Annotated in this window: 25 protein-coding genes; 1 reads left to right on the plus strand and 24 read right to left on the minus strand. The window is 43.7% G+C overall.

What is annotated here, in order from left to right:
* Window positions 1–27: 27 nt before the first annotated feature.
* Together J2Z66_RS13745 and J2Z66_RS13750 are read right to left on the minus strand one after the other, a co-directional pair.
* Window positions 28–1,035: a 2-oxoacid:acceptor oxidoreductase family protein gene (locus tag J2Z66_RS13745; protein ID WP_209972010.1), complete on the minus strand. Its 1,008-nt coding sequence runs from the start codon at window positions 1,033–1,035 to the stop codon at window positions 28–30.
* 110 nt (window positions 1,036–1,145) lie between these two features.
* Entirely contained in the window at window positions 1,146–1,373 is a 228-nt protein-coding gene (locus J2Z66_RS13750) for a hypothetical protein (protein ID WP_209972011.1), read from the minus strand.
* 236 nt (window positions 1,374–1,609) lie between these two features.
* Between J2Z66_RS13750 and J2Z66_RS13755 the strand changes: the two genes are divergently transcribed.
* On the plus strand, window positions 1,610–2,020 hold the full coding sequence (locus tag J2Z66_RS13755) for a hypothetical protein (protein WP_312894549.1): 411 nt from the start codon (window positions 1,610–1,612) through the stop codon (window positions 2,018–2,020).
* A gap of 589 nt (window positions 2,021–2,609) precedes the next feature.
* Here the strand turns inward: J2Z66_RS13755 and J2Z66_RS13760 are convergent.
* The 22 genes from J2Z66_RS13760 to yfmH all read right to left on the minus strand — a co-directional run bounded on the left by J2Z66_RS13760 (window position 2,610) and on the right by yfmH (window position 24,038).
* Window positions 2,610–3,086, minus strand: coding sequence for a low molecular weight protein-tyrosine-phosphatase (locus tag J2Z66_RS13760; RefSeq protein ID WP_209972012.1), 477 nt, complete (start codon window positions 3,084–3,086; stop codon window positions 2,610–2,612).
* Window positions 3,083–3,820, minus strand: coding sequence for a phosphonate ABC transporter ATP-binding protein (locus tag J2Z66_RS13765; RefSeq protein WP_209972013.1), 738 nt, complete (start codon window positions 3,818–3,820; stop codon window positions 3,083–3,085). Before J2Z66_RS13765 ends, J2Z66_RS13760 begins: the two co-directional genes overlap by 4 nt.
* Before the next feature lie 28 nt (window positions 3,821–3,848).
* On the minus strand, window positions 3,849–4,238 hold the full coding sequence (locus tag J2Z66_RS13770; RefSeq protein ID WP_209972197.1) for a YlbF/YmcA family competence regulator: 390 nt from the start codon (window positions 4,236–4,238) through the stop codon (window positions 3,849–3,851).
* A gap of 139 nt (window positions 4,239–4,377) precedes the next feature.
* Window positions 4,378–5,964, minus strand: coding sequence for a tRNA (N6-isopentenyl adenosine(37)-C2)-methylthiotransferase MiaB (gene miaB, locus J2Z66_RS13775; RefSeq protein ID WP_209972014.1), 1,587 nt, complete (start codon window positions 5,962–5,964; stop codon window positions 4,378–4,380).
* Window positions 5,965–6,122: 158 nt separating this feature from the next.
* Window positions 6,123–6,692, minus strand: coding sequence for a phosphate propanoyltransferase (gene pduL / locus J2Z66_RS13780; RefSeq protein ID WP_209972015.1), 570 nt, complete (start codon window positions 6,690–6,692; stop codon window positions 6,123–6,125).
* Between the two features lie 92 nt (window positions 6,693–6,784).
* On the minus strand, window positions 6,785–7,651 hold the full coding sequence (locus J2Z66_RS13785; protein ID WP_209972016.1) for a 2-oxoacid:ferredoxin oxidoreductase subunit beta: 867 nt from the start codon (window positions 7,649–7,651) through the stop codon (window positions 6,785–6,787).
* Window positions 7,639–9,387 (minus strand): 2-oxoacid:acceptor oxidoreductase subunit alpha, encoded by a 1,749-nt coding sequence (locus J2Z66_RS13790; RefSeq protein WP_209972017.1) that lies wholly within the window; start codon window positions 9,385–9,387, stop codon window positions 7,639–7,641. Before J2Z66_RS13790 ends, J2Z66_RS13785 begins: the two co-directional genes overlap by 13 nt.
* 199 nt (window positions 9,388–9,586) lie before the next feature.
* Window positions 9,587–10,531 carry a dipeptidase gene (locus J2Z66_RS13795; RefSeq protein ID WP_209972018.1) on the minus strand — a complete coding sequence of 315 codons (945 nt, stop codon included), beginning with the start codon at window positions 10,529–10,531 and terminating at the stop codon, window positions 9,587–9,589.
* A 93-nt stretch (window positions 10,532–10,624) separates the two neighbouring features.
* Window positions 10,625–10,885 carry a stage V sporulation protein SpoVS gene (gene spoVS / locus J2Z66_RS13800; protein ID WP_027084382.1) on the minus strand — a complete coding sequence of 87 codons (261 nt, stop codon included), beginning with the start codon at window positions 10,883–10,885 and terminating at the stop codon, window positions 10,625–10,627.
* Between the two features lie 108 nt (window positions 10,886–10,993).
* On the minus strand, window positions 10,994–11,788 hold the full coding sequence (locus J2Z66_RS13805) for a TIGR00282 family metallophosphoesterase (RefSeq protein WP_209972198.1): 795 nt from the start codon (window positions 11,786–11,788) through the stop codon (window positions 10,994–10,996).
* 73 nt (window positions 11,789–11,861) lie between these two features.
* A complete protein-coding gene (gene rny, locus J2Z66_RS13810) occupies window positions 11,862–13,403 on the minus strand; it encodes a ribonuclease Y (protein ID WP_209972019.1) in 1,542 nt (513 codons plus the stop codon).
* Window positions 13,404–13,771: 368 nt separating this feature from the next.
* Window positions 13,772–14,476, minus strand: a complete 705-nt coding sequence (locus J2Z66_RS13815) for a regulatory protein RecX (protein ID WP_245375528.1) — start codon at window positions 14,474–14,476, stop codon at window positions 13,772–13,774.
* Window positions 14,477–14,543: 67 nt separating this feature from the next.
* The gene (recA, locus tag J2Z66_RS13820) at window positions 14,544–15,602 is read right to left on the minus strand and encodes a recombinase RecA (RefSeq protein WP_209972020.1); all 1,059 of its coding nucleotides are present in this window, start codon (window positions 15,600–15,602) and stop codon (window positions 14,544–14,546) included.
* Between the two features lie 264 nt (window positions 15,603–15,866).
* On the minus strand, window positions 15,867–17,117 hold the full coding sequence (locus tag J2Z66_RS13825; protein WP_209972021.1) for a competence/damage-inducible protein A: 1,251 nt from the start codon (window positions 17,115–17,117) through the stop codon (window positions 15,867–15,869).
* Window positions 17,118–17,190: 73 nt separating this feature from the next.
* Window positions 17,191–17,778: a CDP-diacylglycerol--glycerol-3-phosphate 3-phosphatidyltransferase gene (gene pgsA, locus J2Z66_RS13830; RefSeq protein ID WP_209972022.1), complete on the minus strand. Its 588-nt coding sequence runs from the start codon at window positions 17,776–17,778 to the stop codon at window positions 17,191–17,193.
* Complete coding sequence (gene rimO, locus J2Z66_RS13835) at window positions 17,775–19,103, minus strand: 30S ribosomal protein S12 methylthiotransferase RimO (protein WP_209972023.1); 1,329 nt, start codon at window positions 19,101–19,103, stop codon at window positions 17,775–17,777. Before rimO ends, pgsA begins: the two co-directional genes overlap by 4 nt.
* 121 nt (window positions 19,104–19,224) lie before the next feature.
* Entirely contained in the window at window positions 19,225–19,716 is a 492-nt protein-coding gene (locus tag J2Z66_RS13840) for a YajQ family cyclic di-GMP-binding protein (protein WP_209972024.1), read from the minus strand.
* A 59-nt stretch (window positions 19,717–19,775) separates the two neighbouring features.
* Entirely contained in the window at window positions 19,776–20,654 is an 879-nt protein-coding gene (locus J2Z66_RS13845; protein ID WP_209972025.1) for a helix-turn-helix domain-containing protein, read from the minus strand.
* A gap of 46 nt (window positions 20,655–20,700) precedes the next feature.
* A complete protein-coding gene (locus J2Z66_RS13850; RefSeq protein ID WP_209972026.1) occupies window positions 20,701–21,465 on the minus strand; it encodes a DUF3388 domain-containing protein in 765 nt (254 codons plus the stop codon).
* Between the two features lie 186 nt (window positions 21,466–21,651).
* On the minus strand, window positions 21,652–21,903 hold the full coding sequence (locus tag J2Z66_RS13855; protein WP_209972027.1) for a DUF3243 domain-containing protein: 252 nt from the start codon (window positions 21,901–21,903) through the stop codon (window positions 21,652–21,654).
* A 93-nt stretch (window positions 21,904–21,996) separates the two neighbouring features.
* A complete protein-coding gene (gene ymfI, locus J2Z66_RS13860; RefSeq protein WP_209972028.1) occupies window positions 21,997–22,752 on the minus strand; it encodes an elongation factor P 5-aminopentanone reductase in 756 nt (251 codons plus the stop codon).
* Window positions 22,749–24,038, minus strand: a complete 1,290-nt coding sequence (yfmH, locus tag J2Z66_RS13865; protein ID WP_209972029.1) for an EF-P 5-aminopentanol modification-associated protein YfmH — start codon at window positions 24,036–24,038, stop codon at window positions 22,749–22,751. Before yfmH ends, ymfI begins: the two co-directional genes overlap by 4 nt.
* Window position 24,039: the final 1 nt, after the last annotated feature.

The raw sequence follows: 24,039 nt of genomic DNA on the forward strand, positions 1-24,039 counted from the left end.
CTTGAATAAGTGAACTATATATCTATATCAGTTAGCTGCAAGATCGAATCTGTGAGGCGTACGGTGATCATCCGCATACCCGTCTGTTTCCCGTTCCCCCGATAATGCATCGGTCGGACAGGCCTGTACACATTTAAGGCAGCCCTTGCAGTATTGATAGTCAATACCCTGCAGGAACATCTGCGGACGGCCCTTCTTATCCGGCTGCTGCTCCCAGACAAAGCAGAAATCCGGGCACACATTATCGCATGATGCACAGTGAATGCACTTATCCTCATGAAAATGCGGCATCATACCAGCTCTTGAAATGCTTAAATCCTTGAGAATGCTATTCCCGGGATTAGTAATCATTCCTCCCATCGGCTGAGTTGCATAACCAAGTACCGGTGTATCGAAACGGACAAACTTAGGCATTTCTTCACCTTCTGGAAGCGCATACGTATGGAACTGAACTTCTTCATAACCTCGATCAAAAGTGCGAATTGCAGGCTGCACAGCCAGGGGATACTTCTTTTCCAGCGACTTGCGGATTACACCTCTCATCACTTCAGGATCAAGAAAGTCACACAACCGGAATAAGGCTCCTAGCATCGCCATGTTCACCCGGTTTTTCTCTTCTAGAGAAATCCCGATTGCATCAATAACAGCTATAGTTCCCCCTCTAAGGTTCATCTTTTCCTTCAATTCATCTGGAGTTTTCGTGGAGTTAACAAGTACCGTGCTGTCTTCATAAATACCACTAATAACGTTTACAGTCTTTGAAAGCGATTCATGAAAAATGCCTACTACATGCGGCCGTTCAACAGGAGAGGTGTCGCGAATATTCGTATGGGGATCACAAAACCGGATATGTGCTTTCACAGCAGAACCTTTTTTCTCAGAGCCATAAGAGGAAAAGCTGACACCATTAAGTCCGACTCCAACTACCCCTGCTTCTGCCAGCATCTTACCCGCCAAATTGGCACCAAGACCACCAATGGATTCCAGCCTAATCTCGAAAAAGCCAAGATTGTTTACTTTGGGTAATGTAACCATTCCATGTCTCCTTTCAAAAATAAATGTAGATTGAATAGTATGAATAGTTATTCTATTCTCATTGTATCAGTAAATTTACGCGAAGCAACCCTTTTTTCAGCCCAAAAATGCTACAGCATGTACTCCATAATTAAGCCGCAAGCGCCCAAATAAAAGGGGTGCACCTCATCCTCATCCTCCTTCTCCTTTTCCCTCTCCCTCTCCTTGTAAATCTGCCGGCACTCCCCTTCTTCACAATCTTCGCAGGTATGGATAGCTTCTTCAGTAAGCGGGTCATAGACAATTCCACATACTTGTGAGCTGACAGGTGCTATGAACAGTTGTTTGTTCAGCGCCATAATGATCGCTCCATTCTTTAAATTCATTTTGTAATCGCTTTCATAAAAGGATTTTATCCTTATTATACTTGCCACCAGTCAAAATGTCTGTCGAATATTTAATTTTTCTTTTCAAGCTCCTAACATAAACTAATGCAGGTTAGACAGCTGGGACAACTGAACTAGGCTTGCCAGCCGTTCTATGTTATTCTGGTAACTACAAGTAATCCAAAATGCAGCTGTGAGGAGGACTTCCCGTGCATCCTGACTTTCTAAAAATAAAATCGCTCGAAGGCGATCTGCGAATGTCACATAAGAAAAAGGATTATGGACTTACCGTCACAACTAAAGAATTAATTCTACACAAGCCTCATGTAAATTATTACTTCAAGCTTGATGATATCATCAGTATCGTGCCTTATGAGATTCAGCGCCTTAAGAACATAACATTTGTTAACTGGCGTTCTTCCAATCAAGAATCAACTAATTTATCGTCAGAATTACAACAATATAAACTTTTCGTCCAAGCGGCTACCGTTCACAACCGCAGTGGCATTTTCAAGCTCGGACCTACCGATGTTATCATCCCTATCCATGAACAAATGCTGCAAGCTATTTCTGAGTGTGGCATTTTGTCCGGCCTTGTTCTGGTAACCCATGAACGTTAATGCAGAAAAATGCCTTGCGGCGTCCTTTGAGGTTGCGTGTTCATGGCTTGAGTGCGTTGCGGACGGAAGGGCTGTGGGCTCCAACCGCTGTTAAAGATTTGTTCCCTGATTGAAAATTGATGAGTAGGTATGAACAAATCTTTAAAGGCGGACTCTACCGCTCTTCCACCCACAGCCATTCCCTCACTCAGCTACAATCGCACGAATCATACGAACACCAAGCTCAAACGGACTGCCAGTAGGGGGGGTCTCTTGGTTGGAGAAGATTTCTTAGCCGGGCACAGGTGCTGGGGATGAAGAGCCCGCGCAGATGAGCTGAGCTGATGCTTTAACGATGTTTTTCATCGTTAAAAGCATAGGGTCCGCTCCACATCCTTACTTTAACGATGAAAAACATCGTTAAAATCCCTTTTAATCACCCTGAGAGGCCAATTGGGCTCTTTTAACGATGAAAATCATCATTAACGTGACGGATTTATCTGGAACACTTGTTTTAACAATGAAAAACATCATTAAGTGAAGCACGCGCTCAATTCGCAGTAGTCGGGCTGCTTAGTTAACAAAAAAAGGCAGACATGATGCTTACTCATCACGTCTGCCTTTTTTCTTGCTGCACTATCCAGGCAAGAAGCTGCTCGCAGCTTCTATCTATCATCTCGTAAACCTCATCGAAATTGCCAGTGTAATAAGGATCTGGCACATCTGTAATTCCCCGCTCCGGATAAAATTCAAGCAGCTGCCGAATAACAACATCTTCCTTATTTGCAGCAAACTTCCTCAAATTGCTTACATTAGAGGCATCCATTGCAATAATCAGATCATAATCGTGGAAATCTTCCAGCTTGATAAGCTTGGAGATCATTCCTTGATAGCTGATATGATGAGCATCCAGAATAGTCTTCGTCCCCTCATGCGGCTCTTTTCCCAAATTCCAGTCGCCTGTCCCGGCAGAAGCTGCTTGAATGGAGGCTTCCAAGCCAGCTTTCTTTACTTTATGACGAAAAACAGCTTCGGCCATAGGTGAACGGCAAATGTTCCCTAAGCATACAAAGAGTACCTTTGTCATGACTGCCCGAATACGAGCTGTTTTTCTCGTAAAGTAAGCGTTCTGGCCGGGATATCCAGGACAATCTTGCCATCTGCGACTCCCCATATCCGCGTAGCGTAGCGCTCTGCGAGCTCGACCTGATGAAGGGTGGCAATGACGGATATGTTCTGATTTTTGCATAAGGATTTGAAATCATTAAGAATGAACTCGACCGATTTGGGATCCAGTCCGGTAACTGGCTCATCAACGACTAAAATTTTTCCGCCTTGAACTAGCGCTTTGGCAATGGCAACACGCTGCTGCTCGCCCCCACTGAGCGTACCAGCCTTCAGCTTGCCTTTATCCAGTAAACCTACTTTCTCCAAATAATCCATGCCGAGCACATGCTCATCCCGATTGACGGTTCCTGTCATTAAGCGCAAAATGGAGGTTTGATAAAAGCGTCCTTTCAGAACGTTCTTAAGTGCGCTTTTGTTCCGGTACAAAATCGGCTTTTCTTCAATATAAACAAAATCCTTACCCAGCTTCCAGCGATCAATTAATCCAGGGGAAGTGATGTCCCGGCCATCATAAATCAATTGCCCGGAGGACCATTTCTCCTTATGACTGATACATTTGAGTAAAGTGCTCTTTCCGCTGCCGCTACCGCCTATAACAGCAATGAATTCACCTGCATCGATCTGAAAGCTAACTTGAGACAGAACCTGATTGTCAGGAGGATATATTTTGTTTAAATTTCTAACCGTAATCATCGCAGCGACTCCTTATAGATGCTTCGAGTTAATCGCAAGAGCTGGGGGCTTCCGCGCTTCCAACTTCCACATTGATTTTCTCGGAAATCGTATCACGCAGCACGGACATCACCAATTGAAGCAAGTAGTTGATATCTTCTTGTGTTTGCTTAAACTCCGAGACAATAGGGATTCCGTCCAGTTCATCTTGCAGCACTTCAATTTCTTTTTCAATTTTATCAACCATTTTTTGATTTTTGAACGATTCGAAGGCTACAATTTCCTTTTGCTTTTTCTTAATCGCACTGATAAGCTTCTGAATATCGTCATTGGTGGCGATTTTTTTCTCTGCCTGCTGATAAAATTGCACTTCATTTGAAGTCGTAAGCAGAGATGCAAGCTCCATCGCTTTCGCAAGAATGTCTTCGCGCACTATCATTTCTGTATTGGTATAATGCTCTAATTGAGCACCCGAACGTTTTCCATGCTCTGACACTAGCTAACACACTCCTAAATCTCTTAATTTATTGTTCAAAAATGCATTGTTCTTAAATACTTTGTTCATAAATACAGCTTCTTTAAGACATCGCAATAGGTTCAGGTACAAGATCACCTTTAAGCACCCAAGTTTGCGGTTCCTTAACTTTTACATGCACAAGCTTGCCTATTTGATCCTTAGCCCCTACAAAGTGAACCATCTTATTGGTTCGTGTTCTTCCGGAGAGCACTTCAGCATTATTCTTGCTCTCTCCTTCTACAAGCACTTCCATTACCTCACCACGGAGCTTTTCATTGCTCATTTTACAATACTCATTGATCGCATCATTTAATCGGTATAAGCGCTGCTTCTTCACTTCCAAGGGGACGTTATCCTCCATACCGGCTGCAGGTGTTCCTTCTCTCGGTGAGTAAATGAAGCTAAATGCAAAATCAAAACCGACCTCTCTAACTAATGAAACGGTGTCTTCAAACTGCTCTTCGGTCTCCCCTGGGAAACCAACTATGATATCCGTTGTCAAAACCACATCCGGAATAGCTTGCTTAATCTTGGCCACTAACTGGAGATAATGTTCTCTTGTATATTTTCGGTTCATAATCTTCAAAATATCGGTATTGCCAGACTGTACTGGCAGATGAATATGCTCAACAAGATTGCCGCGCTGGCTTAGCACCTGGATTAAATCATCGTCAAAATCACGCGGGTGAGACGTCGTAAAGCGGATTCTTGGAATATCTATCTTATTGATATCATTCATTAAATCAGCAAAGGAATATTTGATATCTTCAAAATCCTTGCCATAGGCGTTCACATTTTGCCCAAGCAAAGTAATCTCCATAAAGCCTTGCCTTGCCAGATCCCTTACCTCTGCAAGTACATCCTCCGGCCTGCGGCTTCTTTCTTTTCCGCGTGTAAACGGCACAATACAATACGTACAGAACTTGTCACAGCCGTACATAATATTGACCCAAGCTCTGATACCTTCCCGCTTCTTGGGCAAATTCTCAATGATATCGCCTTCCTTGGACCATACCTCAACGACCATTTCTTTACTAAAATAGGCTTCCTTGAGCAGTGCTGGCAGACGATGAATATTATGAGTCCCAAAAATTAAATCAACAAAGCTATGCTTTTGCAAAATCCGGCTAACAACGGCTTCTTCCTGCGCCATGCAACCGCAAACACCCAGAATAAGTCCAGGCTTTTCCGCTTTCAATGATTTCAGATGTCCGAGCTCTCCAAACACCTTATCCTCCGCATTCTCCCGAATTGCACAGGTATTCAGCAGGATCACATCGGCCTGAAACTTGTCTTCTGTAAGCTGGTAGCCTAATTCTTGAAACAGGCCCTTCATCACTTCGGAATCATGCTCATTCATCTGACATCCATAAGTAACCAGATATACATACTTTTCTTTCCCAAAGTCTTTCATGTCTTCCGGAATAGAAAAATCATAATGAACCTTGATCTCTTCCTTGCCGCGCTTCTTCTCATCTTTGTAGTTGGGAGCAGAATTAATCTGAACGTTGCGTCCCTTAATGCGTAAAGTAGTCTTGCCATCTTCTTCGCTAATGATCTTCGCGTCTGAAAAGTCGAAGTATTTGGAGTAATCTTTCTCACCCTTGCCGGATTTTAAGTCCGGTGAGTTTGTGCTCTCCTTCGTCATTATGTGTCTCACTTCCTTTATGTTCATTTCAACAAATAATTATTTGTATTCTTTTAAAAATATTAATTTAAACACTAATAAGAAATTATACCACAATGCCCCCATCTTATCCATCTAGTACTAGCCAATACCATCCTGCTATTGTTAATGTACTAGACCTATTCGAGCCATTCCGCCAAATCTCCAGTTCTTACTCCAGCTGCATTTCCTTCATCTGTGTCAATATGCATATCGAGTGCAAATTGGTCTGATACTCGTGCGATCACCTGCTCGAAGATTAAGGGGCGCTCTCCGTTAACCCGCACTTTGAGAAGCTGCTTATCCCGGATCCCCCACTTCTCAGCATCCGATGTATGAAAATGAATATGCCGCGCGGCGACGATTACACCTTGTGAAAGCTCGATCTCCCCTTGGGGTCCCACCACCTTCAAGCCTGGGGTCCCCTCAATCTGGCCAGACTCACGAACAGGCGGATGAATGCCTAGCGCAAAAGCGTCGGTGCGGGAAATTTCTATCTGTGTCTGCTGTCTTGCAGGTCCCAAAATGCGTACACTGGCAAATTCCCCTTTGGGTCCCACAATCCCTACAGTCTCCTTTGCTGCGAACTGCCCAGGCTGTGATAACTCCTTCATCACCTGCAGCTGGTAGCCGTTTCCGAATAGGAGTGCAATATGCTCCAAGGATAAATGAATGTGACGTGCTGAAACTCCTATAGGTACCTGAAACATAGTTGTCCCCTCCAGTTTACATTTTTTATCAGTATAGCCTTGCAAATGAAAGGACATACGGTTTCCCATATGCCCTCATTTGTAACGCTTTTTTATTTGAATTCAGCAACGAGTTTATTGAACTCATCCTCAGTAATCTTAACATTTTGCTTGGCGAGCCCTTCTTCTTTGAAGCCAACTACCATATCCTCGTAGCTTTTCTTCGTTTTGTCCTGATAGATAATACCCGTCAGCATGCCGCCAGTTTCCATCAGCTTGGTCATCGCCATAACCCGGTTGGATGAATCGTAATCAGGAATCTCTTCCAAATCAACGATATTTTCTTTGAACCAGTCATAGGTGTTGATTTTATTGAAGGTTACGCAAGGGCTGAACACATTGATTAATGAAAAGCCTTTGTGCTTAATGCCCTCTTCAATAATAGCGGTCAACTGCTTCAAGTTGCTGGAGAAGGATTGAGCTACAAAAGTCGCACCCGCAGCAAGAGCTAATTCCAAAGGAGCAAGTGCCGACTCAATCGAGCCTTGTGGTGTACTCTTGGTTTTAAACCCTTCGGCACTACGTGGAGATGTTTGACCTTTGGTCAGTCCGTATATTTGATTGTCCATGACAATATAAGTCACGTCTATATTCCGGCGAATGGCATGGACAGTATGTCCCATTCCGATTGCAAAGCCATCGCCATCTCCGCCTGCGGCAATAACTGTCAGCTCACGGTTTGCCATTTTTAACCCTTGCGCGATAGGAAGCGATCTGCCATGTACACCATGGAAACCATAAGCATTTACGTAACCGGAAATTCTTCCGGAACAACCAATACCTGAAACGATAGCTAAACCTTCCGGTTCTAATCCGGCGCTGGCTGCCGCCCTTTGAATAGCCGCTTGAATGGAGAAGTCTCCACAACCTGGACACCAGTTCGGCTTCACATTGTTACGAAAATCTTTTAATGTTGCCATGCTAAGCTCAGCTCCTTACATTTTTGTTCGATCTCCGCTGGTAAGAACGGATTCCCATTATATTTAAGCAAGCTTTGAATTTTATCGCCATAACCTGTGTGCAGCTTGATTTGATCTGCTAATTGGCCTGTAGCATTGTTCTCAATTACGATAACTGTCTTTGCTTTTTCTATATAGGATTTGATGTCTTTAGTCGGGAAAGGGTGGATTAGGCGAACGGTAGCGTGGTTCGTCTTGATACCTTCCTTCGCTAATCTTTCTCTTGCCTCATCAATAGTTCCACCTGTCGAGCCCATTCCTATTAACAGGATATCGGGAGTTTCATGAGGAGCATCCACTTTAACCGCATCAGTAACTTTAATATGCTTCAGCTTCTCCATCCGTTTGTCCATCATTCTTTGGCGGTTTTCAGTGCTTTCTGAAGGACGTCCTGTTTGATCGTGTTCAACGCCAGTTACATGGTGGATACCATATTTAACGCCAGGCAGTACACGAGGTGAGATGCCGTCCTCAGTAAACTCGTAGCGTTTAAACAATTGGTTCTGTTCAGCTTCTTCTGGCTCAGTAACCAAATTACCACGATCAATTACTATGCGGTTATAGTCAAGCATTGCTGAAGACTGCTTACCTAGCGACAATTGAAGATCTGTCATCAGGATAACAGGACATTGGTACTTGTCTGCAAGGTTGAATGCCTCGATAGTATCATAGAAGCATTCTTCTATCGTGCTTGGTGAAAGTACAATCTTGGGGATTTCTCCGTGCGTGCCGTAAACCATTGCATTCAGATCGGATTGTTCTTGCTTCGTCGGCAAACCTGTACTTGGTCCTCCGCGCTGAGTATCAACGATAACAACTGGCGTTTCCGTCATACCGGCAAGACCAATAGCTTCCATCATCAGAGAAAGCCCTGGACCTGCAGATGCTGTAAGCGTACGCACACCGCCGTAGTTGGCTCCGATAGCCATCGTACATGCAGCTATTTCATCTTCAGTCTGGATGACTGTACCGCCAAATTTAGGTAAAGTCTTGATCAGGTATTCCATGATCTCAGACGCTGGTGTTATGGGGTAAGCGGGCATAAAGCGACAGCCTGCAGCAAGAGCTCCAAGTGCGATCGCATCATTTCCGATGATGAACATCTTCTGTCCACCATCAGCAGGCTCAAGAGCGAACTCATGAAGCGGTCCTCCAGCTAGCTCCAATACGGATTCTGCGCCTTTGCGAACTGCCTCGATATTCTTCTCGACAACAGCTGCCCCCTTGCGTCCAAACTCTTCTTCTACTGCTTTATTAAACACATCAATAGGCAGTCCGAGCAATGCCCAAGACGCACCCGATGCGGCCATGTTCTTAAATAAGGAAGTTCCCAGCTCTTCTGCAATGGCCGTAATAGGCACTGGAAACAGACGTGCTTGAATACCTTCTGGTAATACTGGGTTAAACTTGGCATCCGCCACAATAACTCCATTAGCGTTAAGCTCGTGCGCATTAAAATCGATGGTCTCTTGATCAAAAGCAACCAGGATATCCAAATCATCGGAAATCGCCCGAATAGGCTTAGTGCTGATGCGAATCTTGTTATTCGTATGCCCCCCTTTAATCCGCGAGGAAAAATGTCGGTACCCATACAAATAATAACCGAGTCGGTTCAGCGCTGTAGAGAAAATCCGGTCTGTACTCTCGACCCCTTCCCCCTGCTGACCTCCGATTTTCCAAGATAACTGACTAATCACCGTACGTCCACTCCTTTTGATTGGTAGCTGCGTGTAATAATAAGCTGTGCCGCATATCCTTTTTTGATAAAGAGGTATAAACAAAATCTTTCACTTATTATTAAAATTCTATTCCTTTAGTTGGTAAAAAGCAAGGGTTTGGAATGGAGCATAAAGATAGAATTTTTAGATGGAATACATATCAACAATAGATTGATCGTCAATTTTCTGGAAGATTCTGTAGTAAAAAAAGTTTCCAATTCCCAAATAAAAATTGTTCGACTTGTGTCTCTCTATAGTTTTGACATAAAACCTCAATTAAATTCTCAAATTTCCCTGAATTCTCCAAACCGTAAATCCATTGATCGATTCCGTCGAAATCTGAGCCAAATCCAAGATGCTTTTCCCCGCCTAAAGCGCAAATATGGTCGAGGTGCACAAGCAGATGTTTAATCTGGACCGGCTGCTGACTTTTCACAAAATAAGGAACAAAAGTTAGACCTATTTGTCCCTTTCTGCTAATTATAGCTCTGATCTGGTCGTCTGATAAATTTCTTGGATGGCCGCACTGCTGTGCCGAATTGGAGTGGGAAGCGATGAAAGGCTTGGAATACATGTCCATAAGCTCCCAAAACCCGGCAATAGATAAATGAGATACATCGACAATCATGCCGATTCGTTCCATTTCTTTAATAAGACGTTTCCCTTTGATGGTAAATCCGCCTTTTCGAGGCTCCATGACACCATCTGCTGCCCAGTTAGCATAATTCCATGTAATCCCTATAATTCTAACACCAGCTTGATACAAGTCCTGCACATAGGCAATATTCCCTGCCAGTGCATCTGCCCCTTCCAAAGTGAGTATGGCTCCTGTCTGCTCTGTATTCATTATTTCGTGAAAGTCTTTAATACTATTAACTATTCGCATTTGCGAATGATTGCCTATGATTTTTTTATAAAAGATATCTATCATAAGCCGCACATGCTCAAAAGTTGGCTGCTGAATTTGCTCTGGCATATAAATGGCGAAGCACTGGATCTTGACCTTTGACTTTTGCAATCTGGGGTAGCTTACGTCCAGCTCCTTTTCCTCTTTATAGAAATCGAGCCGCGGGTTTAAATAAAGCTTGGAGAGCGCATCACAATGAGCGTCAATGATATGCATGTTCCATCAATCCTTTCTTTGCACCTAGTCGGAAACGTAAAAAACCTGTCTACAGGGTAAACAGGCCGTATTGCTTATTTATTTTGTATGCTATTAGCGAGGTTCGACTATCAATTTAATGGCTGTCCGATCTTCCCCATCAATTACGATATCTGTAAATGCTGGAATGCAAATTAAGTCAACTCCACTAGGCGCAACAAATCCTCTTGCAATAGCTACTGCTTTGACGGCTTGGTTTAGCGCACCTGCACCGATAGCTTGAAGCTCTGCGGCTCCACGCTCACGTAACACGCCTGCCAATGCACCTGCTACAGAGTTTGGATTGGATTTTGCTGAAACTTTTAATACTTCCATGAAGAGTACCTCCTCGGGGGATGATGGATAGATTCCAGTAACCATCATATTCTAGAGAAGAGATAATAATTCCTCCTAACCCCGAGTCAATCTTGCAAACTTGTGGATTTAATCCATAAAAACGTGATCCTCATCATACCGGATTAGCTTAATTCCTTTGGCTAGGCCAGTCTGGTCGTTCAAGTCCATCACAACTGCGTGAAAATGCCATTTCCCTTCATCCGTTGTAAAACGAACAGGCAGCTGTGTTTTAAATTTCTGCAAAACAGAGACGCGCTCCATTCCGAGTACCCCATCTCTCGGCCCCACCATGCCTACATCCGTAACATAGGCAGTGCCTTGAGGCAGAATACGTTCATCGTGAGTCTGAACATGTGTATGCGTCCCTACAACCGCTGATACTTTGCCATCCAGGTGCCAGCCCATGGCAATCTTCTCTGAGGTTGCTTCTGCGTGAAAATCAACAAAAATAAATTTATATTTTTTCTTTGCAGTCTCGAGGATCTCCTCCACCTTACGGAACGGACAATCAATAGGTGGCAGAAAGGTTCTTCCCTGGAGGTTAATAAGAAGCAGCTCCTGGTCCTTCACTTTAATAACCGTATGCCCCCGACCCGGTGTTCCAGGTGGAAAGTTAGCCGGTCTGACCATTTTCTCATCCTGATCAATAAAATCAAAGATGTCTTTCTGGTCCCACGTATGATTGCCCATTGTAATTCCGTGAATACCCATCTCGTACATTTCTTTGGCAATCGCCGACGTAATCCCTCTTCCAGCAGCGGCATTCTCCCCGTTGGCGATAAAAATAGCGTTCGCATGTGTTTGCTTTAATCGCGGCATAATCGTTTTTAATGCTTTTCTTCCGACTGAGCCGACAATGTCCCCTATGAATACAACTTTGATAATCTTACACCTCACTTCGAATATTAAAACAAGGAAAAGTGGCTGTTTAGGCCACTTTTCCCATGTAACACTGTTATTTAGCGTATTCAACCGCTCTCGTCTCACGTATGACAGTAACCTTGATATGCCCCGGATAATCGAGTTCACTCTCAATTTTCTTCGTAATATCTCTGGCCAGCCGGAACGATTCGGTATCGTCCACTTTCTCAGGCTGAACCATAACGCGCACCTCGCGACCTGCTTGAATCGCATAAGACTTCTCAACACCTTCAAACGACTCAGAGATTTCTTCAAGCTTCTCAAGACGTCTGATATAGGTTTCAAGTGTCTCTCTCCGTGCCCCTGGTCTTGCCGCCGATAACGCATCTGCAGCTCCTACGAGCATTGCAATGACTGAGGTTGCCTCCACATCACCATGATGTGAAGCGATACTGTTAATAACGATGGGATGTTCTTTGTATTTCTTACCAATCTCTACGCCGATCTCTACATGAGAGCCTTCGACTTCGTGATCAAGCGCCTTGCCGATGTCATGAAGCAGCCCGGCACGTTTCGCCAAAGTTACGTCTACCCCGAGCTCCCCAGCCATTAATCCAGCTAGATAAGCTACTTCCATCGAGTGCTTCAATACGTTCTGTCCGTAACTGGTTCTAAATTTAAGTCTTCCCAAAATTTTGATCAGGTCTGGATGCAGACCGTGTACACCGACTTCAAAAGTTGCCTGTTCCCCGTATTCGCGGATACGCTCATCCACTTCCTTGCGGGATTTCTCAACCATTTCTTCAATACGCGCAGGATGGATACGTCCATCTGCGACTAGCTTTTCTAATGAAGTCCGGGCAATTTCTCTGCGGATCGGATCAAAGCCTGATAAAATAACGGCTTCTGGCGTATCATCAATGATAAGGTCAATACCCGTTAATGTTTCAAGAGCACGAATATTGCGGCCTTCACGTCCGATAATACGTCCCTTCATCTCTTCATTTGGAAGCGTTACTACAGATACTGTTGTTTCTGCAACGTGATCAGCAGCACATCTTTGAATGGCGAGCGTAATGATTTCTCTTGCTTTCTTGTCGCCTTCTTCTTTAGCTTGCTGCTCAATTTCTTTAATAAGCTGTGCCGTTTCGTGACGAACCTCCTGCTCAACATTGGTAAGAATAATGCTTTTAGCTTCTTCCATGGAGAGTCCAGAAATCCGTTCAAGCTCGGACAATTGGTTTTTATAAATCAGGTCGATCTGTGCTTGTGTATCTTCGATTCTCTTCTCTTTGTTGGCAACCTGCTCTTCTTTACGTTCTAAAGATTCGATTTTTTTATCCAGCGATTCCTCTTTTTGCAACAATCGTCTCTCTTGTCGTTGAGTTTCGTTCCGACGTTCACGAATGTCTTTTTCAGCTTCGGTGCGCAGCCTATGGACTTCGTCCTTAGCTTCTACAACCGTTTCTTTTTTCAATGCTTCCGCTTCTTTTTTAGCTGCTTCTCTAATTTGGTCAGCGGCATGCTCTGCACTGGAAATTTTCGCTTCTGCAAGAGATTTGCGGACAAAATAACCGGCCCCTAAACATAGAAGGCCAACAACGAGAATGATCGAGATCCAGATGGCAGTGTGCATCTTGTTCACCTCCTCGTTGGTTTCTCCAAGTTGTTAGTTTGGGATTCCTTCGGTTTTTTAATCCGTTTTTCAATTGTGTGGGTAGGTCATAACCCATGCTCCAGCCAGAGTATGGTTCTAATTGAATGGACACTCATAAATGGCTTATTGCCCATACGATTCATAAAGACAGTGCAAAAATTGGCGTTTTTTACAGCTGCCGATCAAAATCATAGAATGCTATGATCATGATTATTTATGAAAATATACACTGTTATTTTATCTTTTGTCGAAGAAGCTTGTCAAGCTATTGGCCAACTAATACCTCAAGTATCCGTTAATTGGGAATTTACAATTAATTAACACGGTTAAGATTTTAGTTAATGAGGTTAATCATCGAAGGATTCCTCTATATGAATATCCAGCTCCTCATCCTCTCCTGCAGCATCAATATGCTTCATAACTTTTGTGACCAAGCTGCCGACAAACCCCCTTCTCAGTAAAAAGCTGACCGTTTTTCTTCTACGGTCCTGCTTGGTTCCGGAAGTAACGCTCCACTTTTTTTCACCAAGCTTTAGAGCACTATTCCATTCTTCCTCTACGTTGATATCATCTAGAGCATCACGAATGAATTCCTGGTCTACCCCTTTTTGCTGCAGCTCCTGACGAATATAATTCCTTCCCTTACGCTGACCCGAAATTCGGTTTTCCGTTAGAATCTTTGCAAACTCTTTGTCGTTCATGTAGTTTTGCTGCTTTAAAGTGTCTATAGTAAAACTGATCGTGTCTTCTTCATATCCTTTTTCTTTTAATTTACGTTCTATTTCCTGAATGGAATGAGGCCGTCTTCCAATTAACTCTACAGCTTTGGAATATGATTTATGCCGTTCCTCATCCTCAATAATTTGCTTCGTTTGATCAACCTGGATAGATTCTCCCTTTATGAGACGATGTTTAATCAAAATATCCTCATGAACGGAAAAAGCATAAGCTTCGTTAATAAAAATATTATAACGATGTCTGTTTTTTTTCTGCTTCTCCACCTTAGTAATGATGAAAGCCTCAGCTTCTATGTCAGCTTCTATATGTGTCAAATTCGTCGCACCCCTTTACAAATTAAAAGCACCTTTAAAAGTTTAAAGGTGCCTTCGTACTATAATTTTATTCTAGACCTAATGCTGCAATCTCGTCTTCATCCTCATCCTCATCGTCCTCCAAATTCGGACTGATGACTTGAGTCAGATTGCTGCTTTCGCGTATTTTTTGCTCAATAATATTGGCGATTTCTTTATTTTCTTTAAGGAACTGCTTGGAGTTTTCGCGGCCTTGTCCTAAACGATCGTTATTGAATGAGTACCATGCACCACTCTTGTTAATGATGTCCATTTCAGTTGCAATGTCGATAATGCTGCCTTCTCTAGAGATACCTTCACCATACATAATATCCACATCAGCTTGTTTGAACGGCGGAGCCACTTTGTTCTTGACGACTTTGATCTTTGTCCGGTTCCCTATCATATCATTACCTTGCTTAAGTGTTTCCACCCGGCGAACATCCAAACGAATGGTGGAATAAAACTTCAATGCACGTCCTCCAGGAGTTGTTTCCGGATTCCCGAACATTACGCCAACTTTCTCACGAAGCTGGTTAATAAAGATTGCAATAACCTTGGACTTGTTAATAGCACCTGATAACTTACGTAAAGCTTGCGACATCAGACGTGCTTGCAGACCCACATGGGAATCTCCCATATCTCCTTCAATCTCCGCTTTTGGCACAAGTGCAGCTACAGAGTCAATAACAATAATGTCAACAGCACCACTCCGGACGAGCGCTTCGGCTATTTCCAAAGCTTGTTCACCTGTATCAGGCTGGGATAGCAATAAATCATCTATGTTGATTCCTAGCTTGCTCGCATAGGATGGGTCCAAAGCATGCTCTGCATCAATAAAAGCAGCTTGTCCTCCAGAACGCTGAACTTCTGCAATAGCATGAAGAGCTACGGTTGTTTTACCTGAGGATTCCGGTCCGTATACTTCAATAATACGGCCGCGTGGAAAGCCTCCAACGCCCAAAGCAATATCCAGAGCTAAAGAGCCGCTCGAAATAGTTTCAACCTTCATATGAGTGGATTCACCAAGCTTCATGATAGAACCCTTCCCAAATTGCTTTTCAATTTGGCGCAATGCCATTTCAAGTGCGGCGCGACGGTCTGTCAAGACATTCACTTCCTTTTATCGTAATTGGTATATTCTTATAATAACTTGTTTTCCGCTCTTTGCCAAGCATTTTTTCGAACATACATTCGTTTTTTTTTATTTCTCCCGTAATAAATGACTATTTGAGCCAGACAATGCACTTGTCTTACTAAGGGACGACGTGCAGAACGAAGTATCTCCTTAAACGCGCAACAAAAAACCGTAACAAAGGTATCACCTTGCTACGGTTCTTCCGCTAACAGATACTTTTATTATAAGCGAAACCTAGTTATTTATCAACTGCTTCCACAACTGGTACAGGGCATCTTTGGATGATCTCCATTTAATTGAATCCCTTGTTCCCGAGATTTGCAGCTTCTTTGTTATCCGGATGGATTCCTTGCCAACAAGGCCAATATATACGAGACCTATAGGCTTTCCTTCAGATAAAGAAGGGCCTGCAACTCCTGTTATGGAAAGGGCATAATCCGTTCCTGTAATTTTTTGCAAATTTTCGGCGAGCAGCAGGGCGGTTTCCTCACTTATCGCGCCAGGGGCACCCGGACCTTCCAGCATATCCATAGGTATATCCAGCAGTTGATGTTTAAGAGCGTTAGAATAGCACACAACGCCTCCTTTAAACACTTCCGAACTACCGGGCTCTGTTGTAAGCAAATCGCTTAGAAGCCCTCCTGAGCAGCTCTCAGCAACAGAAAGCGTCTGATTCTTTTCCTTGAGCAACTCAAGGACTACATGCTCGATCGGCACATCCTTAACAGCATATAAATGCTGACCGAGCCGCTTGCGGATCTCCGCCTCGGTTGAAGCTAGCTTAGGCTCCCCCTCCTCAGGTGTATGGGCACGGGTCGTCAAGCGTATCGTCACTTCCGCCTCTTTGGCATAAGGAGCAATCGTAGGGTCCGTTTGAGCGTCAATCATATCGATCAGCTCGTGCTCTAAACTGGATTCACCAATTCCAGCAAATTTAAGCATTTTGGAGTATAGAGGAACCTCATCCGTCATAACCGCTTTAAGCCAAGGCGTTGCATGCCTCGTAAACATCGGCTTCATCTCTTTGGGTGGACCTGGTAAAACGATAAAGTGTGTCCCTTCAAACGTAAGAGCGGCTCCAACAGCCAATCCTACATCATTTTGCAGCGGGTCGCTATTTTCAAATAGCAATGCCTGTCTTGCATTGGTCTCCACCATAGGAGTCTCTCTGTTTTGGAACAGCTTCGTTATCGTATCCATGGAAGGCTGATGAATAAAAAGCGCTTGTCCAATATAGTCTGACAGCACATCCTTGGTTAAATCGTCTTGTGTCGGTCCCAGACCGCCAGTACAGATAACGACATCGGCACGTGAAGCCGCAAGCTTAAATGAGTCTAATAACCTTGAAGCGTTATCCCCAACTACTGTTTGATAATAAATATCAATGCCCAGAGCCGCACACTCCTGAGCAAGAAACTGTGCATTGGTGTTAACAATCTGACCAAGTAGAAGCTCTGTACCGATCGCTATAATTTCTGCTTTCATGATAGTTCCTCCTATAATTCCGCATTAATAAAGAAGCTGTCTTCAAGGGAAAGAAAACACAATAGGTTCGCCCCTACTGTGTTTTTTCCGCAAAGTTTATAACATGTTTGTTTTTGACAAAATAATCGAAACCTGAATATACCGTTATGATAACAGCAAGCCAACTTGCTATCACATCAAAAGGGATGTCCAGAAAATTAAAAGGGAAATTATTAATCAATAAAGAGATAATGGCTGTAATTTGTACGGCAGTCTTCGCCTTGCCCCACTTGCTCGCAGCCAATACACTCCCCTCCAGCAAAGCGATCTGCCGCAGTCCGGTGACAGCAAATTCACGGCTTATAATGAAAATGACAATCCAGGCATCCAGCTTATCCATCTCGACTAATGAGATCAGCACAGCAGTAACAAGCAGCTTATCCGCTAATGGATCGAGTAGCTTGCCAAGATTCGTAACGAGCTTTCTTTTCCTGGCAATATAGCCATCCAAGCTGTCCGTGCTTGCCGCGATAATAAAAATCAAAGCGGCAATAATCTGATTGTAGGTAATACTGAATTCCTCAATCCTGATATTAGGAAACGGCACCTTGATCAGCAGGAAAACCATGATGATCGGCACAAGAAAAATCCTCGCTAAAGTGATGCGGTTAGCCAGGTTCATGCAACAACCTCCCCGGACAGATCAAACTCATAGGAATGTGTGATGCGAACCTTGGCAATTTCTCCAATCTTCAAATCAGCATTAGAGACGAACACCTCGCCATCAATTTCAGGCGCATCGTATTGCGAACGTCCAATATAGACGTCACTCCGGCCATCATAACGCTCGATAAGCACGTCAATTTCTTGACCAATACGGTTTCCGCCGCGAAGGTTGGAGATTTGACGCTGGATTTCCATCAGTGTATTGGCACGATGCTCCTTCACCTCTTCTGGAACTTGATCCGGCAGCCGGGCAGCGGGCGTATTGTCTTCTTTGGAGTAGGAGAACACACCCAAACGATCGAATTGCATTTCATGAACAAATTGCTTTAAGTTCTCGAAATCCTCGTCTGTCTCACCTGGAAATCCAACGATAATGGAAGTACGCAGGGCAACATTCGGAATGTTTTCGCGAATTTTACGAAGCAGCTCTCTAGTATCCTTCTGTCTTCCGGGTCTGCGCATCCGTCTAAGAATCGAGTCCTCGCTATGCTGCAGAGGCATATCGATATATTTGCAGATTTTCGGATTGGCAGCAATCGTGGCAATCAGTTCATCCGTAAAAAATCCCGGATAAGCATAATGCAAACGAACCCACTCGATACCTGGAACCTCTGTCACTTTGTTAAGCAAAGTAGGCAGCATAAACTCTTCGTAAAGATCGGTTCCATAATTTGTAGAATCCTGAGCAATTAAACTAATCTCTTTGACACCTTGCGAAGCAAGCTGCTGCACTTCGCCTATGATCGACTCCATACTTCTGCTGCGGAATGCCCCCCTCATAATGGGAATACTGCAGAAGGTGCATGCGTTGTCGCAGCCCTCGGCAATTTTTACATAAGCTGTGTAGCGCGGAGTCGTGACAAGTCTGGGCAGCTCTTGGTCATAATTAAACGCAGGATTGCCAACCAGAATCGGCTTGCGCCCACGGAGGGCCTCATCCACTATGTGATTAATCTTATCGAAATCTCCGGTTCCAACGATGCCATCGATCTCCGGCATTTCCTCCATCAGCTGCTTTTTGTAACGCTGCGTCAAACAGCCAGAGACAATCAATGCCTTTAACTTGGCGGTCTGCTTCAGATCAGCCATATCCAATATGGTATTGACTGATTCCTCCTTAGCTGCATCAATAAAGCCGCACGTATTTACGATAATAACCGTGGCATCTTCTTTATTGTCCACAAGCTGAAATCCGCGACCATGAATCAACCCCGACATAATCTCCGAATCCACCATATTCTTTTCACAACCTAATGTAACTACTTTAACCTTTTCAGTCATCTGTGAAACCTCCAATGATCCTTAACCATCCATTAAGTATAATACAAGCCCCATAGGCTGTCAAAAAAAGAAAAGCCCCGATTTCCCGGGACTTTCAGCTTCCAATTCTCTGTGCAGTTGCTTACTTGAGGTTAGTGAATTGTAAGTCGAGTGAAATGTCTGCTTTACGTAATTGAGTGATAATGGCTTGTAAATCATCTTTACTTTTCGCGGTTACACGAATTTGATCACCCTGTATTTGACTTTTGACCTTCAGCTTGGAATCACGAATCAGAATATTAATTTTTTTTGCATTTTCCTGATCGATGCCCTGCTTCAGACTGATTTTCTGCCTCACGGTTGAAGATGCCGCTGGCTCAATTTTGGCATACTCGAGATTTTTGAGCGTAATTCCTCTTTTAGCCATTTTGGAATGCAGAATATCGAGAACATTTTGCAGCTTGAATTCATCATCGGAAGTAACTACAAGCTGATCCTTCTCCAGATTAATGCTGCTCTTACTGCCCTTGAAGTCAAATCTGGTTTCGATTTCTTTCAGAGCCTGCTGGATAGCATTATTCATTTCCTGCATATCCACTTTAGACACAATATCAAATGAGCTTTCATTACTCATAAAAAAGCACCCCCTTTCCAATCATTATTACCCGGGAAAGCGCAGAATACGGCACATTTCTAGTTTTTTTGCAAATTCAGCTGAATTTTCTTCGGATTAAGCGAATCGCCTACAGGTACAATGGTGCCATTGACGCTCAATTCCAGGGCTTTAGCAGCACCTGTGTGCAAATAAGCTGACGTTTCCAGCTCAAAGGAGTCCGTATCTCCATCTTTATAGGTCGTTTGCTTCAAGAGTTTTCTGGTGTTATCCTCGGAAACAGAATCGATTCTTACCCAACAATCGGCCCCCACAATTTTCAATTGTATATTAAGCTTCTCAACGCCTGTAACTGTGTAGTAGTCAATACCTTTCTCACTATTGCTGAATTTAACTTCTGTGAGCGCAGGTGTAGGAGTAGGTGTAGGCACCGGGGTAGATGTAGGAAGTTGTCCACCCGGCAAAGTTCCATCCGTAGAATTAGGTGTATTTGTTGAAACATTCGTCTGATCCGTTATTCGAGTAGGCTTGTTGTCGGAAGGATCACCGCCATCCGAAGTTTTCTTGGGGGTCTGGAAAGCATAGAAATAAATAAGACCAAGAATTAATACAACAAAGCCGACAACCATAACGCTTGAAGCCAATCTGCTGAGCTTATCTGTATTGCGCGTACCATGCCTCTTCTTACGGAGGTTGTTATCCACCACAGTTTTTTCAGCAACATCTGTAGGTACAGTAGTTTGATAGAGGCTTAGCACTTCCGTTGGGTCCAGACCTACCGCTTCAGCATAGTTTTTGATGAAGGCGCGCACGTAAAAGCTCCCAGGCAGTACTTTGTAATTGCCCTCTTCAATAGCTTCCAAATACCTTTTTCTTATCTTTGTTGTTTCTTCCATATCATCTAACGTTATTTTCTGATCCAATCTTGCTTTTTTTAATATCGATCCGAGTTCAGACACTTAGATCACCTCCCGCAGATGCTCCTTATATTTGACGTTATGAAGTTTAAAAAGGTTCAATATTGGCTGTAAAGCTGTCATAATTAATCTCTTCATCCGGATTATGCCGCAGCTCGATGATATAATCGAAATGATTATATGTATATTCCGACTCCCGAATAAAAATATCAGGATGCTCGATAACCTTTGTAGAGGGCATAGCCATAATTTCCTGCAGCAAGGTGAAGTGCTTCTCATTAGAACGGATCGTGGATACGATACCATCAATGATAAAGACGTTATTCACAGAATTTTCATCCTCAGATAGCTGGCTGCGAACCGTTTGTCTTAACAAGGTAGAAGAAACGAACGTCCATCTTTTGTTGGCGCATACACTACCTGCAATGATGGATTCTGTTTTCCCTACTCTGGGCATTCCTCTGAGACCTACCACCTGATTGCCTTCTCTTTTGAAAATTTCACCTAAAAAGTCAACCAGCAGTCCCAGCTCATCACGAGTAAAGCGGAATGTTTTACGGTCATCCGAATCGCGTTCTATATACCTTCCATGCCTTACGGCAAGAATATCTACAAGTTTAGGGGTGCGAAGCGCATTCACAGTAATATTATCTACTTTTTTAAGCATTTTACCCAATAAATCAATTTTTTCTTCATCGTTGGTTTGCAGCAGCATGCCGCGGGTTCTGTCTTCAACACCATTAATAGTCACAATGTTAATATCCAGCATACCCATTAAGGAAGCTATATCTCCCAATAAGCCTGGACGATTCTTATGAATTTTATACTCCATGTACCATTCTTTTACATCCAAATGAATTCCACCTCTTCATTATCAATCATTAGCGGGAAAAAAGTAATTAGATTAAATTCTACAATATCTTTCAAAATCCTCCCTGGTCTTTCTTATTATCTGTTTAAAAAAAATCGGCGGACTTTTCAAGGCATGGAAAAGCCTCCGGGAGGAGGCTTTTACCCTTTGATCAATGAAAAATGAGTGTTAGGCTTGGTCCACTAGTTTTACCATAAGCTTGGCAATTGTGCGTCTTTCTTCTTCATTACCCACATCCCATAGCTCTTTAAGCACACGTTCCTGCTCATTCTTAGGATCGACCTTGTCGGCAAGGAATTCGCCAATTTGAAAAGCTAGCTTGCTGACCGTTTCTTCACTCATCCCAGCCCGTTCTGCTTGACTGACCCGCTCCGCTAAAAACTCTTTCCACTTTTCGAACACCTTTAGTACAGTAGCCATCTGTGAGTGCCTCCTTTGATTTTGTGAAAAAGTAATACACTTTCTAATCTTCACATTCATCAAAGGAAATATGCAAAGCAGTGAAATGGCAGTTTACGTTAACCAGCCCCCATTGGGACTAATAATTTGACCTGTGATGTAGCCGGATTCGGGAAGTGCCAGAAAGTAGACCAGGGAAGCTATTTCTTCTGGAAGCGCAAAGCGGCCCGCGGGAATTTCCTGCTGTAAAGCCGTCTTCTCTTCTTCCTGAAAAGCATTCATCATTTCTGTGTCCACAGCGCCAGGCGCCACCGCATTGACAGTAATAGAGGAAGGTGCCAATTCTTTGGCCAATGCCTTCGTAAAAGCATTCATTCCTCCCTTGGCTGTCGAATAGACAACTTCGCAAGAAGCTCCCGAAATGCCCCAAATCGAAGAAACATTAATGATTCGCCCATACTTGTTGCTGATCATGTGCGGAATAAATGCCTGGGTGCACAGGAAGGTTCCTTTTAAATTAATCGACATGACTTGATCCCAAACTTCCTCAGTCACATCAGAAAGCAAACCATAATGTGAAATTCCTGCATTGTTGACGACGATATCAGGAATCATGCCTCTTTGCTCCAGCTTTTCCCGCATCTTGATAATCTGCTCCTTAGAGCGGATATCTGCAGATACAGTAAGCACCTTGGAGCCATACTTCATACAGCCTCTGGCGACCTCATTTGCCGCTTCGTGAGACTGCAGATAGTGAATGATTACATTCATACCCACGGATGCAAAACGCTGCGCTATAGCCGCGCCAATGCCTCTGCTGCCGCCTGTAATCAATACCGTTTGCTCAGTGAAGGGCTTCGTCTGACTCATTCAGAATCACTGCTCTGTACAATCGAAATGGCCAGCTGATCCCAATTGAAATGCTCGCGGTAGCGTGCGTTCACCTGCTCCAGTGTCATGCTTTCATACATAGGTAAAATATCAAACAAGTCAATATCTTTAAACCGGTATTTCGTAAACTCGTTGGCAATCGCTTCGGGCGAGTTCAGCATCCGCAGGAAGTTGCCGATTTTCTTTTTCCGGCTGCGTTCAAAGGTTTCCCTGTCAATGCCATCAGTTCCAACCTGCTCCAATAATTCACGAATGCGGTTTAACAGCTGCTCAGGATCCTTGGTATCCCCTCCGATAACGGAGAAAGCGTAGCCGCTGCTGCAATTATATTCATGTCCGAAATTATCGGAAATCAAATTCTCATCATAAAGCGTTTGATAAATCGTGGAGCTTCCGCTAAAAAGAATATCCAGCACGAGCTTGGAGGTAATCTCCAGCTTCAACAATTCATTCCCCTCAAATCCAGGCGCAGGCTCCTTAAAGCCGAACTGGCATTTGGGTAAGGATACGGGCAGATCGATGACCTTCTTGACCATGGCTACGGAAGTCGGCTCTTGCTCGAAATGACGCTCAATGTGACCCTGAGGCTTAAACGATTTCGCCGCCTGGTTTGCTGCAACAAAAGAAATAATTTCCTCCGCCTTAACGCCACCCACTACAAATAAACTCATATTGCTGGGATGGTAGAAGGTATGATAACACTCATAGAGTGTTTCCTTCGTAATTTGCATAATGGAATCAACGGTGCCTGCGATGTCGATATGAACAGGATGCTTTTGATACATCGCTTCAATTAAGCCAAAGTAGCTTCTCCAGTCAGCATTATCCTGGTACATATTAATTTCCTGGCTAATAATCCCCTTTTCCTTTTCCACATTCTCATCGGTAAAATAAGGATTTTGCACAAAATTAAGCAGGGTTTCCAAATTGGTCAGCACATGATCTGTCGCCGAGAATAAATAAGCTGTGCGGTCAAAGCTCGTAAAAGCATTGGCTGACGCACCTTGAGAGGCAAAGGAAGCAAAGACGTCCCCTTCCGGCTCTTCAAACATCTTGTGCTCCAGGAAATGGGCAATGCCATCCGGAACTCTTACGCTCTGATTTTCCTGGACCTCAAAATGATTGTCCACAGATCCATACTGGGTGGAAAAGGTCGCATATGTCTTCTGAAATCCTTCCTTAGGAAGAACGTAAACATTCAACCCGTTGGGAAGCTTTTCATGATATATCGTTTCATTCAGATGTGGATAAGGAATGGTCTGCATC

The organism is Paenibacillus eucommiae (assembly GCF_017874215.1).
GTDB lineage: Bacteria > Bacillota > Bacilli > Paenibacillales > NBRC-103111 > Paenibacillus_AI > Paenibacillus_AI eucommiae.

What these genes read in the sequence shown, in the direction of transcription:
- J2Z66_RS13825 (WP_209972021.1), bottom strand. Translation starts at nt 17,117, where the DNA reads ATGAAAGCAGAAATTATAGCGATCGGTACAGAGCTTCTACTTGGTCAG.
- pduL (WP_209972015.1), bottom strand. Translation starts at nt 6,692, where the DNA reads ATGTTTCAGGTACCTATAGGAGTTTCAGCACGTCACATTCATTTATCC.
- yfmH (WP_209972029.1), bottom strand. Translation starts at nt 24,038, where the DNA reads ATGCAGACCATTCCTTATCCACATCTGAATGAAACGATATATCATGAA.
- J2Z66_RS13750 (WP_209972011.1), bottom strand. Translation starts at nt 1,373, where the DNA reads ATGGCGCTGAACAAACAACTGTTCATAGCACCTGTCAGCTCACAAGTA.
- J2Z66_RS13760 (WP_209972012.1), bottom strand. Translation starts at nt 3,086, where the DNA reads ATGACAAAGGTACTCTTTGTATGCTTAGGGAACATTTGCCGTTCACCT.
- J2Z66_RS13770 (WP_209972197.1), bottom strand. Translation starts at nt 4,238, where the DNA reads ATGATAGTGCGCGAAGACATTCTTGCGAAAGCGATGGAGCTTGCATCT.
- J2Z66_RS13785 (WP_209972016.1), bottom strand. Translation starts at nt 7,651, where the DNA reads ATGGCAACATTAAAAGATTTTCGTAACAATGTGAAGCCGAACTGGTGT.
- rimO (WP_209972023.1), bottom strand. Translation starts at nt 19,103, where the DNA reads ATGACTGAAAAGGTTAAAGTAGTTACATTAGGTTGTGAAAAGAATATG.
- miaB (WP_209972014.1), bottom strand. Translation starts at nt 5,964, where the DNA reads ATGACGAAGGAGAGCACAAACTCACCGGACTTAAAATCCGGCAAGGGT.
- J2Z66_RS13855 (WP_209972027.1), bottom strand. Translation starts at nt 21,903, where the DNA reads ATGGCTACTGTACTAAAGGTGTTCGAAAAGTGGAAAGAGTTTTTAGCG.
- J2Z66_RS13765 (WP_209972013.1), bottom strand. Translation starts at nt 3,820, where the DNA reads ATGATTACGGTTAGAAATTTAAACAAAATATATCCTCCTGACAATCAG.
- pgsA (WP_209972022.1), bottom strand. Translation starts at nt 17,778, where the DNA reads ATGAACCTGGCTAACCGCATCACTTTAGCGAGGATTTTTCTTGTGCCG.
- J2Z66_RS13795 (WP_209972018.1), bottom strand. Translation starts at nt 10,531, where the DNA reads ATGCATATCATTGACGCTCATTGTGATGCGCTCTCCAAGCTTTATTTA.
- ymfI (WP_209972028.1), bottom strand. Translation starts at nt 22,752, where the DNA reads ATGAGTCAGACGAAGCCCTTCACTGAGCAAACGGTATTGATTACAGGC.
- J2Z66_RS13840 (WP_209972024.1), bottom strand. Translation starts at nt 19,716, where the DNA reads ATGAGTAATGAAAGCTCATTTGATATTGTGTCTAAAGTGGATATGCAG.
- spoVS (WP_027084382.1), bottom strand. Translation starts at nt 10,885, where the DNA reads ATGGAAGTATTAAAAGTTTCAGCAAAATCCAATCCAAACTCTGTAGCA.
- rny (WP_209972019.1), bottom strand. Translation starts at nt 13,403, where the DNA reads ATGCACACTGCCATCTGGATCTCGATCATTCTCGTTGTTGGCCTTCTA.
- J2Z66_RS13745 (WP_209972010.1), bottom strand. Translation starts at nt 1,035, where the DNA reads ATGGTTACATTACCCAAAGTAAACAATCTTGGCTTTTTCGAGATTAGG.